This window comes from Cryptosporangium japonicum (assembly GCF_039524755.1).
GTDB classification, from domain to species: Bacteria; Actinomycetota; Actinomycetes; order Mycobacteriales; family Cryptosporangiaceae; genus Cryptosporangium; species Cryptosporangium japonicum.
In genome coordinates, this window is the sequence record NZ_BAAAGX010000003.1 from 186,866 (window position 1) to 201,701 (window position 14,836).

Consider the following 14,836-nt stretch of genomic DNA (forward strand, 5'->3'; position numbering starts at 1 on the left):
GGGCTCTCGGCTGCACCACCGGCCAGGGCTACCTCTACGCCGAACCACGTTCCTCCGTGAGCAGCACGACCGGCACCCCCACTACCAGTCATGACCGGCCGCGCCGCCCGATCACCCGTCCGGCAACGAACACGTGGCTGACGGTTTACTTCCCCCGGTGAGGGGCAGCCGAGGGTAAGCATCGCGTCTCCGAACAGCCGATTCGCCGCGTCCGCTGATGCAGGAGTGCCTTCCGGCACCCGCAACCATCCGCGCATCCCGCGCCCGGCCGACACCTCGCGGCATCGACACACGGGAGAACCATGCCCACGTCACTGCAATCCCTGGCCGCTCGAGGCCAAAGTCCCTGGGTGGACTATCTCTCGCGAGGGTTCGTCCACGACGGTGACCTGGCCGGCCTCGTCGCCGACGGCGTCACGGGCGTCACGTCCAATCCGACGATCTTCCAGGCCGCGATCGCCGAGGGCGACGCCTACGACGAACAGATGCGCGAGGTCCTGCGGTCGGAGGACGACCCGAAGCAGGTGTTCCTCGCCCTCGCGATCCAGGACATCCGGGCCGCCTGCGATCTTCTGCGGCCGGTCTACGACCGGGGCGACCCGTCCCGCGACGGATGGGTCTCGTTCGAGGTCGACCCACATCTGGCCCATGACGCCCGGGCCACCGTCGAGGAGGCGATCGCCCTGCACCGGCGTATCGACCGGCCCAACCTGTTCATCAAGATCCCGGGCACCGAGGCGGGTCTGGACGCCGTCGAGGAGACGATCGCCCGCGGCATCCCGGTCAACGTCACGTTGCTGTTCTCGCTGGCCCGCCATCGTGCGGCCGCCGAGGCGTACCTGCGCGGCCTGCGACGGCTGCGCGACGCCGGCGGTGATCTGAGCGCGGTGGCGTCGGTCGCGTCGTTCTTCGTCTCACGCGTCGACGCCGAAGCAGATCGCCGTCTCGACGAGATCGACGGCCCCGCCGACCTGAGGGGCACGCTAGCGATCGCCAACGCCGAACTGGCCTATCACGCTTACCGGGAAATCTTCACCGGCGACGAATGGTCCGAGTTGCAAGCGGCCGGAGCCTCGCCGCAGCGGTGCCTGTGGGCGTCCACGTCGATGAAGAACCCCGAGCGACGCGACGTGACCTACGTCGAGCAGCTGATCGGCCCGAACACCGTCACGACGATGCCCAGGGCGACGCTCGAGGCGTTCGCCGACCACGGGCAGGTGATCGACACGCTGTCGACCGACGTGGAGGGGGCCCGCCGCACGTTCGAACGGTTCGCCGCGGCCGGAGTCGACTACGACGACGTCGTCGCCGAGCTCGAACGCCAGGGCGTCGCCGCCTTCGTCGCGTCCTTCCAGCAGTTGTTCGACGGCATCGCCGACAAACGGTCCGCCCTCGTCGCCACCACCAACGGATCGGACACGTCATGACCCAGGACCTCTCCCTCGTCCGACGCGTGGCAGCGCCGATCGCCGACGCGACCGGCTGGGACGCCGTCGACGTCCGTGCCGTCGACACGGCCCGGATGCTGGCCGCGGACGCGGTGCAGAAAGTCGGCAACGGGCATCCGGGCACCGCGATGAGCCTGGCTCCGCTGGCTTACCTGCTGTTCCACAACGTGATGCGCCACGATCCGAACGACGACCAGTGGCTCGGCCGGGACCGGTTCGTGCTGTCCTGCGGCCACTCCAGCCTGACCCTCTACGTCCAGCTCTTCCTGGCTGGGTACGGCCTGGAACTGAGCGATCTGCAGGCCCTGCGGACCTGGGGGTCGGCCACACCCGGTCACCCCGAGTACCGGCACACCCGCGGAGTGGAGATCACCACCGGGCCGCTCGGCCAGGGACTGGCCAGCGCGGTCGGCATGGCGCTGGCGGCGCGACGCGAACGCGGACTGCTCGACCCGGACACCGCACCGGGCAAGAGCCCGTTCGATCACCACGTCTACGTGGTGGCCTCCGACGGCGACCTCATGGAGGGCGTCACCGCCGAGGCCAGCTCGCTCGCCGGGCACCAGCAACTCGGCAACCTGGTGCTGTTCTACGACTCGAACCACATCTCGATCGAGGACGACACCGACATCGCGTTCAGCGAGGACGTCGCCGCCCGCTACGCCGCCTACGGCTGGCACGTGCAGACCGTCGACTGGACCGGCTCCGGCGAGTACGTCGAGGACGTCGACGCGCTGCTCGCCGCGGTGGAGAACGCCAAAGCGGACACCGGCCGACCGTCACTGATCCTGCTGCGGACGATCATCGGCTGGCCCGCCCCGACCAAGCAGAACACCGGCAAAGCCCACGGCTCCGCGTTGGGTGCCGACGAGATCGCCGCCACGAAGACCGTGCTCGGGTTCGACCCGGACACCGCGTTCGCGATCGACGCGGACGTGCTGAGCCGCACGCGCGGCGCCGTGGACCGGGGCGCGCGGCTGCACGAGCGCTGGTCGCCGCGGTTCTCGGCGTGGCGTACGGCCAACCCCGACCGCGCGGCGCTGCTCGACCGGCTGCAGAAGCGGCAACTCCCCGACGGCTGGACCACGGCACTGCCCACCTTCGCGCCCGACCCGAAGGGCATGGCCACGCGCAAGGCGTCCGGGGAGATCCTCACCGCGCTCGCCCCGGTGCTGCCCGAGCTCTGGGGCGGTTCGGCCGATCTCGCCGAGAGCAACAACACGACGATGAGCGGCGAACCGTCGTTCGTCCCGGCCGACCGGCAAACCCGGGACTGGAGCGGCGGCCCGTACGGGCGGACCCTGCACTTCGGCATCCGTGAGCACGCCATGGGCGCGATCCTCAACGGCGTCGCGCTGCAGAGCCTGACCCGCCCCTACGGCGGCACGTTCCTGGTCTTCAGTGACTACATGCGTCCGGCGGTGCGGCTCGCGGCGCTCATGCAGCTCCCTGCCACCTACATCTGGACGCACGACTCCATCGGTCTGGGCGAGGACGGCCCCACCCACCAGCCGGTCGAGCACCTGGCCGCGCTGCGGGCCATTCCCGGGCTCGACGTCGTCCGGCCGGCCGACGCGAACGAGACCGTGGCCTGCTGGCGCGCCGTCCTCGAACACACCGACCGGCCCGCGGGCCTGATCCTCACCCGGCAGAACCTGCCCGTCCTGGACCGGGGACCCGACGGCTACGCCCGAGCGGCCGGTGCGGCACGCGGCGGATACGCCCTGACCACGGAAGCCGACCCGGCCGTCCTGCTGATCGCCACCGGCTCCGAAGTCCAGATCGCGCTCGACGCCCGCAGTCTGCTCGCCGCCGAGGGCATCCCCGCGCGAGTCGTTTCGATGCCCTGCCGGGAGTGGTTCGCCGAGCAGTCCGAGCACTACCGGGACGAGACCCTGCCGCCCGGCGTGCGCGCACGCGTCAGCATCGAGGCCGGGATCGGCCAGGGCTGGCGCGAGATCGTCGGCGACGCCGGCCGGATCGTCAGCCTCGAACACTTCGGCGCCTCGGCCGACTACCAGCGGCTTTACCAGGAGTTCGGCATCACGGCCGACGCCGTCGCCACGGCCGCCCGCGATAGCGTCCGCGACGCCCTGGTCGGCCCGGTCCGGCCGGGCGGCAACCAGCAGACCGCCGCGCCCACCGACGGTGGCACCGGAGACCGGCGTTGATCCCCCGACCCCACCGCCAGTTACGGAGTACTCATGACTAGCCCGGCATCGACCATCGACCGCCGAAAGACACGATCCGACGCGACGGGCACCGCACCTCACGCCTGCGACGTCTGTGGCCATGACACCGCGGCCCACGACCCGATCTCCCGCCGCTACTGCGCGGCCACGCTGACGAACGCGCTGACCCGCGATTGCATCTGCACCTGACGACGGGCGGGAAGCGGGTCTCCGCGGTCTGGCGGAGACTCCGCCGGCGCGTCGGCTGGTTGGATCACCTCGCCCGCGCCGCGCTGCGTTACGACGAAGCGGACGGTGGCCGACTCGCCGCCGCGGTGACCTACTACGCGTTCTTCGCGCTGTTCGCGCTCGGGCTGCTGAGCATCGCCGCTTTCGGTTTCGTCCTGGACGACCCGGCGGTGCTGCGGATGGTGGAACGGTACGTCGCGAACAACGTGCCGAGCCTCGACGTGGAGACGCTGCGCAACGCACGGGGCACCATCGGCGTCATCGCGTTCGTCGGGTTGCCGATCACGGGATGGTTCTGGGTCGACGTGTTGCGGTCGTCGATCCGCCGGGTGTGGCAACTACCCGAATACCCTGGCGGACTCGCCGTCCGCGTGCTCGTCGATCTCCTGGTGCTGATCGGACTCGGGTTGTTGCTGGCCGCCTCACTCGCGGTGGCGTACGGCACCACGGTTGCCGCGGGCTGGTTGGTGATCGCTGCGGACTCCGACGCCACCGGCTCCCGGTGGCTGCTCGACGCGGTCGGGATCCTGATCGGCGTCGGAGTCAACACCATTCTCGCCCTCGGCATGCTCACCGGGCTGCCCCGGGTGCGGATGCCCCTGCGCCGAATCCTGGGACCGGCGCGACTGGTGGCCGCCGGGCTGGAGCTGCTCAAGACCCTCGGCCGACTCTACGTGGAGCGCACGGAAGCCAACCCCACCTACCAGCTGGTCGCGGGCTCCGTCGGACTGCTGGTCTTCCTCAACGCCGTCAATCAACTGGTCCTCTTCGCCGCTGCGCTGACCGCGACGAGCACCGCCGGCCGTCCGGCCGATCTCGCCGCGGCGGCCGACGACGAGACGCCCTGAAGGCCCGAGCTGTTCGAGGACCTCGTCAGCGGGCGGGGCGGTCCGGCGTGACGCGCTCCTCGTGGTCGAGCTCGCGTTCGAGGACACGGAGGCCCTCGTCGGGCAGACGACCGGCATCACGCCAGCGCAGCAACTCGTCGCGCTGAGCGTCGATCGTGGCGCGACGCACCCGGAGGGCGGACTCGTGCTCCGGGGACACCGGGAGGTCGTCGGGGTGGGCGTCCCGGAGTGCATCGAGCCGATCCCGGTACCGGACCGAACGCGCGCGCAGACGTGCACGGGCAGCCGCGATCGAGGCGAGATCGGCGTCCGGCTCCTCGTTCTTGAGCTCGTCCAATCGGACCAGCGCCGCCTGCACGGATGCCTCGCGGGCCTCGTTGCGCACCCGGGCCTGGTCGGTTTCACCGGCGCGGAGCCCGAGGGCACGAACCACGAACGCGAAGGTCAGTCCCTGCCCGAGCAGGGTGACCAGCACCGCTGTCAACGTGCAGAACACCAACAGGTCGCGGACCGGGAACGGCGCACCGGTGTCCGTGGACGTCGGCAAGGTGAAGATCGCGGCCAGGCTGATCACACCACGGGTCCCGGCCCAGCTCAGAGCCACGACCTCCCGACCGGTGAGCCGGTCGGCGATCCAGCGCGAACGTCGGGAGACCGTCGCGCCCTCAGCGACGACAGGCTCGGCACCGAACTGCAGGTGCAGCGAACGCGGCAGCGATTGAGTCACGACCAACCACACCGGGCGGAGCAGGAGAACGACGCCCACCGTGATCGCCAGCGCAGGCGCGACAACGCTCACGGGATAGTCGCGCAGCCCGTTCAGGATCACCGGCACCTGTTGTCCGATCAGCAGAAAGACGAACCCCTCGAGGAGGACGTCCACGAGCCGCCAGACCGCCCCGGTCTGCAGCCGACTCTCTCCCGACGCGAACCTCGGGGCGTCATGGCCGACGATCAGTCCGGTGACCACGACCGCCAGGACCCCGGACACGTGGACGTTCTCCGCGGTCAGGTAGGCGACGAACGGAGTGGCCAGCGAGAGGGCGTTCGCCGTGAGCGGATCCCTGGCCACTCGCCGCAGCAGACGAACCCCGTAGGCAGCTACCCCACCGACGAGAAGTCCTCCGGCCGCCGCCAGCAGGAACTGGCCGACCGCCGCGGGCGCCGAGAACCCGCCGCCGGCCGCCGCCGCCACCGCGACGCTGAGCAGCGTCAGCGCGGTCGCGTCGTTGAGCAGACCCTCACCTCGGATCAACGTGACCAGCTTGACCGGCAGACCCACCGTGCGTGCCACGCCGAGCGCGGCAACGGGGTCCGGCGGTGCGACCGCGGCACCCACGGCGATTCCCACGGCCAGCGTCGCACCTTCGACGAACCATTCGAACCCGATGCCGATCGTCAACGCGGTGGCCAGCACCAGCGCCACCGAAAGACTGACCACGGTCGGCAGATTGCGCCTGATCGCGGTCAGCGAGGAGTCCAGGGCCGCGCTGTAGAGCAACGGCGGAAGGACGAACGTCAGCACGACCTCGGGATCCAGGACGACGTTCGGGCCCGGCAGGAACGCGTAGCCGATGCCGACCACCGTCAGCAGCGCGGCCGCCGGCAGGCCGGTGCGTTCGGCGACCCACCGGACGGTCAGTACCACCGCCAGCCCGGACAGGAAAAAAAGCAGTAGTGCTTCAACGCTCACGAGGCGCACCGCAAGGTCTCGGCCGACGGTCCTATCGGCGGGCGAGCCGGCGCGCGGTCCGAGCCGACCGCTTCGCCACACCGACCGACAGCTGGTCGGGCTTCTGCTGCTCAACCCGCTGCGCACCGAGAACGATGAGCGTCCCGGTCAGCACCGGAATCACCCGCTGGACGACGCGCAGCTGTCGTTGCGTCGCCGCGACGTCGTGCGGGGTCTCCTCACCAGGAACGACGCCGCCCTCGGCCGGAACCTTCCCCGCGGTCGCGACCCGAGCGCCGAGCGCGCCGTTGTACGCGGTGGCGGCCGCAGCCGTGACGCCGGTCTTGACGAACCAGCTGGCCAGACCGGTGTCGTGCAGTGATCGGACCAGTGGGTTGCGGGATTCCATGGGAATCCTCTCCAGGATCGGCCGGTCGACGACCGGCGCGGGCATGATCAGTGGCCGACGCTGCGCTTGTTCGCCAGCCGGACCGGGTCGGGCCACCGGACGTCCCAGGCCCAGCCGAACCGCTCGAAGATCCAGATCACACGAGCCGAGGGGTCGAGTTGCCCGCGCAGTACCCCGTGGCGTGCGCCGGTCGGATCGGCGTGATGGGAGTTGTGCCAGCTCTCGCCCAACGACAGGACCGCCAGCGGCCAGAAGTTCGTCGCCCGGTCGGAACCCTTGCTGACGAACGGCCGGCTCCCGACGACATGGCAGACGGAATTCACCGACCACGTCACGTGGTGCAGCAGCGCCATCCGCACCAGACCGCCCCAGAACAGCCCGGTCAGGGCACCCGTCCACGACCACGTGACGAGACCACCGATCAGCGCAGGCGCGAGAAGCGAGACCGCGATCAACGGACCGAACAGCCGGTCGGCTACCCGCAGGTCACGGTCGGCGAGCAGGTCAGGCGCGAAACGTGCCCGGTTGGTGGTCTTCTCACGATCGAAGAACCACCCGCAGTGCGCGTAGAACATGCCTTTGGCCAGTGCACCGGGACTGGTTCCGTACCGCCACGGCGAGTGCGGGTCACCCTCCCGATCGGTGAACGCGTGGTGACGTCGATGGTCGGCGACCCACTGGATCACCGATCCCTCCACCGCGAGCGAGCCGGCGATCGCCAAGGCCACCCGGACAGACCGACGGGTCTTGAACGAACCGTGCGTGAAGTAGCGGTGAAAGCCCACCGTCACTCCTAAGCCGGTGATCAGGTACGCCACCACGGCCACAGTGGCGTCGAGCGCCGTCAGGCCCCAGCCCCAGGCGATCGGCACCGCGGCGATCAGGGCGGCGAACGGCAGCGCCACGAACGTCCACAGGGTGATCAGGGAGAGGAGGGAGGCCTCGCCGTCCACCACGATCGGTCTCGGCCGACGTGGGCTGGCAGCAGGTCTGATCGGGGCGAAGTCAGTGGTCATGCGATGGCTCCTCGACGCCGGCCGGCTCTGTTCACGTGAACGGGAGGTACCGGGTGGGCGTAGCAAGTGAAGGAAGGACAGACCGCGGAGTCCGGACGGCCGACCGTCGTGGACGCTTCAACACGGCGGGGCAACCCTGTACTACCCCCGATCAGCCGACGAAACCCTCTCGCGGCTCTTCGGCTGGGTTCAGCGTCTGATCAGGTCCGCGGCCGTGTCGCACGAGGGACGACGAGTGCGCCGACGAGTGACGGCCGAAATAGTCTCTGCGAATTCCGCACAGCGGGTCAGAACCATCTACCATTCAGTCACCGAGGTCATATCGAGCGTTGGCATCCGCGTCGGCGTCGCCCTAGGCGAACAGCAACCACCGGTGGTCCACCGGGGACAGGCCGATGTCATGAGCTCCGAGCTCCCACCGGCACGACTCCGTCTCGATCCGGCTCTCGCCGGGCGGGGCATGCTCGACGGCGGGTGGTGGCCGCGCTCTACCGACCCTCTCGCGGAGCTACCCGGCCTGATCGCGGCGCTGGACGCGCAGGTCGGCACGGTCCACCGGATCACCTTCAACGATGAACTCTGGCGGCGCGCGCCCCGGCGGATCACCGTGTCCGGGCGAACGGTGCGGCTGGGATGGCACGGCCCGAGCGACGTCCACGAAATGAGCGTCTCGGGCGCCGGCCGCGACCGCCTCGACCTCCTCGTCGTCCCGCCGGACACCAGCGAGGCGTGCGCCCTGGCCGCCATGGCCACCGCGGCGCGCGGCGACAACGGCTCACACGCGACCAGCATCCTCGACGAGACCCGGCACCTGACCCCGGGTCGATCGTGAACCAGCGACCCCGCACGGACGCCGAGGTGGACGAGAGCCTGCGTCAGGCCATCGACGTCGCCGGACGAGCCCCGTCGATGTTCCGCTCCGAGCCGTGGCGCTGGGGAATCGAATCGCACCAGTTGGAACTGCGCGTCGACGACGCCGGGCCGCTGGCGGGCGTCGACCCACGGGGGCGTCTCGTGACGCTCGGCTGCGGAATCGCGTTGGACCACGCATTGGTCGCCCTGGCCGCGGCCGGCTGCTGGGCGTCGGTCGACCGGCTTCCGATCGACGAACGTCCGGGGATGATGGCCCGGATCACCCCGACCGGGACGTACGAACCGACGTCATCCGACGCGCGGCTCCTCCGCGCGGTCACCGGGCGTCGCACTGATCACCGCCCCTGCTCCCCTACACCGGTACCGGCCGGGACCGTCGACCGCCTGCGTCGGATAGCCGAGAGCTGGGGCGTGTACCTGACTGAACTCGAGCCGGATGATCTCGTCGAATTCCAGGTCTCCGACAGCCGTGCGGGCGAAGTCCGTCACCTCCGAACCGCGCCGACGGACGAGACCCCGTCGACACCACGGCGAATACCGCTTCGCGCCCTGTGTCCGGAGGGACAGGACGTCGTGTTGCCCGGCCCCGGGCGAGACCGTGGCGCCCGGTACCTGGTGCTCTGGAGCCCGCTCGACGACCCGGCGTCCTGGCTGGCGGCCGGTGAGGTCATCAGCACGATCCTGCTGGGCGCGACCGCGGCCGAGCTGTGGGTCAGCCCGATGAGCGACGTCGTCGAAACACCGATCTCGCGCACACTGGTGCACAGCCTGCTGGGCAACCGCGGCTATGCCCACGCCGTCCTGCGGCTCGCTCTACCCGGCGCCGTCCGCTGATCATCCAGGGCCGCCGGGGATCACCCCGTGACGGGCGAGCACCTCCGAGCCGCGGGCTGCGCTGGTGCCGCGGCTCGCGGCGGCCATCGCCGCCCTCGCGGCGATCGGCGCGACCGCGGGCGGGATCAGAAGAAGATCCAACACGAAGTCGTTCTTCGCCACGATTTCCACCTCGTGCGGGTCGTGCGGGTTGAACCAGCAGATGTCGACCCGGTTCCGGTCGAACGGCACCGCGCGCGGAGTCGTGAACCACCCGGCTCCGCCGAGCGACACGCGCTCCACCTCACCGATGACCGCGACCAGTTCCGCCATCAACAGCGGCAACTCGATCAGCGGATGGCGGGTGCGGGGCCACCACGCGCCGTCGAGGACACAGTCCCCGGCGCGTTGCTCGCTGAGCGCCAGACGTACCCGATCATCGTCAGAAGTCATCGAATTCCCATCCGCGAACCTATTCGAGAAGATCGCCCGACTCGAGGTCTTCCAGCCGCACCGCGTCCCGATCGTTGAAGATCACGAAAATTCCGATCGGCTCCCGGCCGCCGTCGGTGAACCGCAGCACCCACTCGGACCCGACATAGAAGGTGAATTCCGGTCCGGACGGTTGGACGGAGGCGCCCAGCGTGGCCCGCGTCAGTCGTTCCGCAGCCGCGATGTAGCGGTCGCGGGCCAGCAGGACATCGGCGACCAGCAGGTAGTCGACCTCGGCGATGTCTTGTCCCTGCTTCAGCACGATGCCGACCCGGCGTCGGTTCGGAACCGCCAGAACACGATCCCCTGCGGCCCTTCCTCCGGTTCGACCACGAATCGCAGCGCCCGCACGCCCGAGCCGTCGACGCCGGCGCGCGCCGCTGCCCGGCGCGGGTCGGCGTCGAAGGCATCGATCGCCTCCCGCGACGGAAAGCTGAGCAGATGCGCCTCGGTGCCGCCGTCCGCCGACCGCAGCCGACGCTCCACCAGCGCTCCGTGACGGGGCAGTAAGCCCAGGGCGACGTCCTCGTAGACCTCCAGCCCCTGCGCCTGTTCCGACGGGACCCGGACGAACGCCACCACGGTCACGCTGCTCATCGCGCATCCGTGACGGCCGTGCGGTCGGTGAGCCACTCGACGGTCTCCAGCAGGCCCGGCGGCAGCGCCAACCCTCGCTGGTCCAGCGCTCGGCAGTAGTCGTGCGCCGCCTCGGAGAACCGCTGACACGCCTGGTCCCGAACGGCGCCGGGAGCATCGGAGATACTCAGCGCGTAGTCCTGTTGCGCGGTGAGCAGAGTTGCCGCCAGACCGTGCAGCTCCGGATCGGCCGTGGACAAGTGCGGCGCGAGAGCCGCGGTCAGCGCCCGTACGGTGCCACCCGAGGAATCCTCGTCGCGGTGAGGGCTGCGTGCGCCGGCCGCAGCTGCCATCCGCTCTCGCCGCCGCCGCAGCGGCGCGACGTTCCGATCGGCGCCGGACTCACGCCGGGACTCCGGCGTCATGACGCGCTCACGTCGTCCGCGAAGCAGAGCACGGAACGACCACAGCAAAAAGGAATCGGTGTCACGACGTCGGCCTGTCCCCGGGGGTTCCGGTGGTTTGCGAATCGCCCAGGACGACGCCGACGGAGATGTCAACGCTCGAGATGACCTCGGTAGACCCAGCGTAGCCCGGTCTGACCGGTAAAGACGGAACCGGAGAGAGTTTCTCGAAACGACACCGTCACCTCGAGCGGTGATGCTCGGACGCCAGGCATCTGCGGCACATGGTGACGCAGTCGATCCGTCGTGCCCTGATTTGCACGCCGCGCCGCTGCGCCTCCTCGGCCAGCACGCCCAACCGCGCGGACGACGCGGACGCAGTGACCCGGGTCGCCAACCTCGCGAGCATCGCCGAGGTGCTGTCCAACGTGTCCAGCACCAGACTCCGGATCGCGTCGGCCTGGCACTGCTCGGACGTCATGACGGCCTCCGGAACCTCACGGGCCGAACACGCCGCCCACACCCCACACGGACGATGTGTGGTCTACCCAGGGGCGCAGTGCTCACTCACGGGCGACGCGATTGCCGCGGAGCAGGACCTCGTCGCGGACGTCGACGGCGGCGATCGGCGCCGCCCTCACACCGCCAATGCCTCCGGCGGGGGCGCCGGACGCCGCTCGGCGGGGGCGCCTCGGGCAGCGTGCTGCTCCACGCTCGTCGGGCTGGGGAGCGGTCAGTGCTGAGCGCGGTCAATCGCGGGTGAGCGACCTGTGTCCCGCCGCCCTGGTCGCGCGAGTGCTGGCCAACTTCGTCGAGGGCCTGCCGCGGGTCAGCGCGGTGCGCAGATCCGGGGAGGCATCGGCGGCCGCGACGACCGTGCTCGCGGGCGGACTGTTCACCGCCTCGCCGGCCACCGCCGAGCCTGACGTCCGGGGATGCGCGTGGCCGAGGGTCTGTTTCTACCTGAGTGCCGCGAACTGGATCTCGAGCTCACCGACAGCGTCCTACCAGGATCTGACGAGCGGCTTCTAGACGCTCGGCACCCGCAGCCGGGGGCTGACAGTTCAGCGCCCTCGGACGGACGCGAGCCAGCGTGGGTGACGTCGTCGGGCTTCGAATCATGGACTCGCCGACCTGCTGAACCCTTCGCAAGCGGGGCCGGGCCGCTGTCTCCTCGTGCTGACGGCGGCTCTGCCCCGTGGTTGTCTTCCTGGTCATTGTCGTGGACACCGGCGTGGGCCTGTGCCCATCTCGGCGGCGAGACGGCCGCCGGCCCTCTTCCGGCGCGATCGTTAACACCAGGAGGCGGTTCCCCGCGTCCGACGTGATCGCCGGGGTCCGACAGGCTCGCCCGTGCCGAAGCCGAGGTAAGTGAGCCACGCAGATCGGACCCTATGTAGAAACAAGATATAGCGTCATCTAAAGTGTCCTCATGGTGAATCCAGTGCGGATTACCGCGGCCGTGTCCAAGGTGCTGGCCGCGTTCCTCGAGGACCCGGAGGCGGTCCGCTACGGCCTGGATCTGATGCGAGCCAGCGGGCATCCCAGCGGCACGTTGTACCCGATCCTGGTGCGCTTGCAGAACGCCGGCTGGATCGAGGCGTACTGGGAGGAGATCGACCCGGTCGCGGCCGGTCGTCCCGCCCGCCGGTACTACCGGCTCACGCCGGACGGCCGGGTCACGGCGCAGACCGAGGTGGCGGCGTTGCGAGCCCAGTTGAACCACAGCCTCGGCGCGGGGAAGCCGGCGACTGACCCGAGGACCGCGTGAACGCGCCGGGCGGGGGGTCGCCGGGAAACGAGGGCAGGATGAACTGGGTGGGTCGGCTCGCTCGCTGGTGCCTGGCGCGAGCCGCGAGGCGCTGGCCGGCCGAGTTGCGCGAGCAGATGCACGCTGAGTGGCTCGCCGAACTGGCTGCCCTCGAAGCGCACCAGGGCACCGCGAAGCAGCGGTTGGGCTACGCGTTCAGCCTGCTCGCCGCGCCGCCGATGCGGGACGCGGACGGAGAGCCGCGCGGGTGGGGCGCCTCGCTGGCGCCCGGCGCGCCTGCCGTCGGCTTGCTGGTCGCCGCACTGATCGCACTGTCGGTATCGGCATACTCGCCCGACCTCGCCGTCCGGCTGCTGAACCTGGCCGGCGTGGAGCCGGCCCCACCTGGCGGTGCGTGGGTGGTTTCGCTCGTCGGGGCGGTCGTCACGCTGGCCTGGTGCCTCCTGTCCGGGCGCTGGCTGGGGCGACGCGGGCCGATCTCTGGTACCGGCCGGTTCGGCGCCGCGGGCCCGGCCGCGCTCGCGCCGGTCGCGTTCGCGCCGATGGTGTTGCTCGGCGCGCTCTTCGCCGACGACCTGCCGTATCTACTCGGCGTGCTGGTCGGACTGCTGATCTGGGCGCCCGGCGCCGCGGCGGTCGGTGTCGCCGCGGTGCGGGCCGCTCGCCGCGGCCGGGTCGCGGCGCTCATGCTGTTCGGCGTGCCGCTGGTCAGCGCGCTCGCCGCGGTCGCGTCCACCGTGCCGATCGCGCTGGCCGGCCGGAATGCCACGGCCACGATGGTGGCGTCGCTGACCGTTGGCGCGCCGCCCGCAGCATTCGAGGAGATCACGAACGGGCACAGCAGCCGGACGTTCTACTACCAGGGTCCGTGGGGACTGACGCTTGTCTGCTTCGCGGCGTTCACGCTCGCGTACGGTTTCGGTGCGCTCCGTCCGCGTCGGGAACCGGCGGGGGCGCCGGGACGGAGCGCGGCGCGGGATGCGGCCGGACGTCGCGGGCCGCTACCGGTGGCCGCGGTCGTGACCGCCGCCGGTGCACTCGCCGTAGCCGTGATCGCGTGGGCGTACACCTTGGCCATCCTCACGCCGGCGATGGACGACCTCTCCGCGTCCGCGCCGATGCCCGGCGGCTCCGGTGAGCTCTTCATGTGGACCGCCGAGCTGCGCGCGGCCACGATCCTGTTGGCCACACTCAGTATGCTCGTGGCGACCGCGGACCGTCGGTTCGGCCCGGCGGCGGCGCTGCTGGTCGGTGCCGGGCTGACGCTGGCGAACGCGGTACTGCACCGGATGAGCATCACCGGGCCGGGCGGCCTGCGGCTCGCGCTGCTGGTCGGTGCGGTGCCGGTGATCGTCGGCTGGGCGGTGGCCGGGAGCGCGCTGACCGACCGGCTGTCCGGCACCGTGCTGCGCCGTGTCATGGTGGGCGTGTTGGTGGCCGCGAGCGTGTTACCGCTGATCACGTTGCAGGGCACGCCCGGTGTGAACCACCCGTTCCTGCCGATCGGCCTGAAGGCGACGACTATCGTCCTCGCGGTGGCCGGCGTGCTGCTGGCGGCCGTTCCCACGATCGCGTTCAGCCGCGACCCGATGCCACGGTGGGCTGCGGTCCTGCTGGTCGTGGCGCCGGTCGTCCTGATCGTCGGGACGGGACTGATCCGGCCACCGATGTCCGGCGACAGCATTGGTCCCGCCGCCTTGGCCGCGTTCGCGGCGTTACCACTCGCGGTCGTGTGTCTCGCCGTGCTGCGCCGGGACACCCGGCGTCGACCCGGGCGGGAACTCGCGGTGTGGACCGGCCTGACCGTGGCCGCGGTTCCCGCCACGGTCCTGACCGTCGCGATCGGCGGGCTGCTGCTGATGTTCGTGCCGAATCTCGTCTTCGACATCGACGGCAGCGGCTACTCCTACGACGGCCTGTCGGTGGTGCCGGGCGCGGCGACGCTGATGTTGCCCGTGGCCGGCCTGGTGGCGGCGCGCATCGACGGCGCCTCGGGCGAAGCCCGCCGACGCGCTCTCCCGCCCGATGTCGATCCCTTGCCGTCACCGGAATCGGCGGAGAGCCCCGCGGCCGGCTGACGATTCGGCTCCGGCC

General features: G+C 70.6%; 17 protein-coding genes. 9 read left to right on the top strand and 8 right to left on the bottom strand.

The genetic code is table 11. From position 1 onward, the window contains the following. The first annotated feature begins 302 nt into the window (after window positions 1–302). From tal to ABD437_RS02760, 4 genes are read left to right on the top strand one after another with little or no spacing between them, the layout of a single operon-like run. Window positions 303–1,427, top strand: a complete 1,125-nt coding sequence (gene tal / locus ABD437_RS02750; RefSeq protein ID WP_344647118.1) for a transaldolase — start codon at window positions 303–305, stop codon at window positions 1,425–1,427. Next, on the top strand, window positions 1,424–3,619 hold the full coding sequence (tkt, locus tag ABD437_RS02755; RefSeq protein WP_344647119.1) for a transketolase: 2,196 nt from the start codon (window positions 1,424–1,426) through the stop codon (window positions 3,617–3,619). Before tal ends, tkt begins: the two co-directional genes overlap by 4 nt. A 33-nt stretch (window positions 3,620–3,652) precedes the next feature. Further along, the gene (locus ABD437_RS42960) at window positions 3,653–3,829 is read left to right on the top strand and encodes an RGCVC family protein (protein ID WP_425558075.1); all 177 of its coding nucleotides are present in this window, start codon (window positions 3,653–3,655) and stop codon (window positions 3,827–3,829) included. After that, window positions 3,814–4,716 (top strand): YihY/virulence factor BrkB family protein, encoded by a 903-nt coding sequence (locus ABD437_RS02760; protein ID WP_344647120.1) that lies wholly within the window; start codon window positions 3,814–3,816, stop codon window positions 4,714–4,716. Before ABD437_RS42960 ends, ABD437_RS02760 begins: the two co-directional genes overlap by 16 nt. A 25-nt stretch (window positions 4,717–4,741) precedes the next feature. On the opposite strand, the gene ABD437_RS02765 is transcribed toward ABD437_RS02760, so the two are convergent. From ABD437_RS02765 to ABD437_RS02775, 3 genes are read right to left on the bottom strand one after another with little or no spacing between them, the layout of a single operon-like run. After that, a complete protein-coding gene (locus ABD437_RS02765) occupies window positions 4,742–6,418 on the bottom strand; it encodes a Na+/H+ antiporter (protein ID WP_425558076.1) in 1,677 nt (558 codons plus the stop codon). A gap of 22 nt (window positions 6,419–6,440) precedes the next feature. Further along, on the bottom strand, window positions 6,441–6,797 hold the full coding sequence (locus ABD437_RS02770; protein WP_344647122.1) for a hypothetical protein: 357 nt from the start codon (window positions 6,795–6,797) through the stop codon (window positions 6,441–6,443). 47 nt (window positions 6,798–6,844) lie between these two features. Then, on the bottom strand, window positions 6,845–7,813 hold the full coding sequence (locus ABD437_RS02775) for an acyl-CoA desaturase (protein WP_344647123.1): 969 nt from the start codon (window positions 7,811–7,813) through the stop codon (window positions 6,845–6,847). Between the two features lie 400 nt (window positions 7,814–8,213). Here ABD437_RS02775 and ABD437_RS02780 point away from each other — a divergent pair, with 400 nt between their 5' ends. Next, window positions 8,214–8,645: a DUF5994 family protein gene (locus ABD437_RS02780; protein ID WP_344647124.1), complete on the top strand. Its 432-nt coding sequence runs from the start codon at window positions 8,214–8,216 to the stop codon at window positions 8,643–8,645. After that, a complete protein-coding gene (locus tag ABD437_RS02785) occupies window positions 8,642–9,520 on the top strand; it encodes a nitroreductase family protein (protein WP_344647125.1) in 879 nt (292 codons plus the stop codon). The genes ABD437_RS02780 and ABD437_RS02785 overlap by 4 nt, the downstream gene beginning before the upstream one ends. Here the strand turns inward: ABD437_RS02785 and ABD437_RS02790 are convergent, their stop codons facing one another. The 5 genes from ABD437_RS02790 to ABD437_RS02810 form a co-directional block, all read right to left on the bottom strand. Beyond that, on the bottom strand, window positions 9,521–9,952 hold the full coding sequence (locus ABD437_RS02790) for a DUF5994 family protein (RefSeq protein ID WP_344647126.1): 432 nt from the start codon (window positions 9,950–9,952) through the stop codon (window positions 9,521–9,523). It lies immediately after the preceding gene. A 19-nt stretch (window positions 9,953–9,971) separates the two neighbouring features. Continuing rightward, on the bottom strand, window positions 9,972–10,253 hold the full coding sequence (locus ABD437_RS02795) for a hypothetical protein (protein ID WP_344647127.1): 282 nt from the start codon (window positions 10,251–10,253) through the stop codon (window positions 9,972–9,974). Next, entirely contained in the window at window positions 10,247–10,588 is a 342-nt protein-coding gene (locus ABD437_RS02800; RefSeq protein WP_344647128.1) for a hypothetical protein, read from the bottom strand. The genes ABD437_RS02795 and ABD437_RS02800 overlap by 7 nt, the downstream gene beginning before the upstream one ends. After that, window positions 10,585–10,920, bottom strand: a complete 336-nt coding sequence (locus ABD437_RS02805) for a hypothetical protein (RefSeq protein WP_344647129.1) — start codon at window positions 10,918–10,920, stop codon at window positions 10,585–10,587. The genes ABD437_RS02800 and ABD437_RS02805 overlap by 4 nt, the downstream gene beginning before the upstream one ends. Before the next feature lie 292 nt (window positions 10,921–11,212). Continuing rightward, the gene (locus ABD437_RS02810) at window positions 11,213–11,452 is read right to left on the bottom strand and encodes a hypothetical protein (RefSeq protein ID WP_344647130.1); all 240 of its coding nucleotides are present in this window, start codon (window positions 11,450–11,452) and stop codon (window positions 11,213–11,215) included. 278 nt (window positions 11,453–11,730) lie between these two features. Between ABD437_RS02810 and ABD437_RS02815 the strand changes: the two genes are divergently transcribed. The 3 genes from ABD437_RS02815 (at window position 11,731) to ABD437_RS02825 (ending at window position 14,820) form a co-directional block, all read left to right on the top strand. Then, entirely contained in the window at window positions 11,731–12,003 is a 273-nt protein-coding gene (locus ABD437_RS02815; RefSeq protein WP_344647131.1) for a hypothetical protein, read from the top strand. 400 nt (window positions 12,004–12,403) lie between these two features. Continuing rightward, entirely contained in the window at window positions 12,404–12,742 is a 339-nt protein-coding gene (locus ABD437_RS02820) for a PadR family transcriptional regulator (RefSeq protein WP_344647132.1), read from the top strand. Window positions 12,743–12,780: 38 nt separating this feature from the next. After that, complete coding sequence (locus tag ABD437_RS02825; RefSeq protein WP_344647133.1) at window positions 12,781–14,820, top strand: hypothetical protein; 2,040 nt, start codon at window positions 12,781–12,783, stop codon at window positions 14,818–14,820. Window positions 14,821–14,836 lie beyond the last annotated feature (16 nt).

What these genes read in the sequence shown, in the direction of transcription:
- tal (WP_344647118.1), top strand. Translation starts at nt 303, where the DNA reads ATGCCCACGTCACTGCAATCCCTGGCCGCTCGAGGCCAAAGTCCCTGG.
- tkt (WP_344647119.1), top strand. Translation starts at nt 1,424, where the DNA reads ATGACCCAGGACCTCTCCCTCGTCCGACGCGTGGCAGCGCCGATCGCC.
- ABD437_RS42960 (WP_425558075.1), top strand. Translation starts at nt 3,653, where the DNA reads ATGACTAGCCCGGCATCGACCATCGACCGCCGAAAGACACGATCCGAC.
- ABD437_RS02770 (WP_344647122.1), bottom strand. Translation starts at nt 6,797, where the DNA reads ATGGAATCCCGCAACCCACTGGTCCGATCACTGCACGACACCGGTCTG.
- ABD437_RS02775 (WP_344647123.1), bottom strand. Translation starts at nt 7,813, where the DNA reads ATGACCACTGACTTCGCCCCGATCAGACCTGCTGCCAGCCCACGTCGG.
- ABD437_RS02780 (WP_344647124.1), top strand. Translation starts at nt 8,214, where the DNA reads ATGAGCTCCGAGCTCCCACCGGCACGACTCCGTCTCGATCCGGCTCTC.
- ABD437_RS02790 (WP_344647126.1), bottom strand. Translation starts at nt 9,952, where the DNA reads ATGACTTCTGACGATGATCGGGTACGTCTGGCGCTCAGCGAGCAACGC.
- ABD437_RS02800 (WP_344647128.1), bottom strand. Translation starts at nt 10,588, where the DNA reads ATGAGCAGCGTGACCGTGGTGGCGTTCGTCCGGGTCCCGTCGGAACAG.
- ABD437_RS02805 (WP_344647129.1), bottom strand. Translation starts at nt 10,920, where the DNA reads ATGGCAGCTGCGGCCGGCGCACGCAGCCCTCACCGCGACGAGGATTCC.
- ABD437_RS02810 (WP_344647130.1), bottom strand. Translation starts at nt 11,452, where the DNA reads ATGACGTCCGAGCAGTGCCAGGCCGACGCGATCCGGAGTCTGGTGCTG.
- ABD437_RS02820 (WP_344647132.1), top strand. Translation starts at nt 12,404, where the DNA reads ATGGTGAATCCAGTGCGGATTACCGCGGCCGTGTCCAAGGTGCTGGCC.
- ABD437_RS02825 (WP_344647133.1), top strand. Translation starts at nt 12,781, where the DNA reads ATGAACTGGGTGGGTCGGCTCGCTCGCTGGTGCCTGGCGCGAGCCGCG.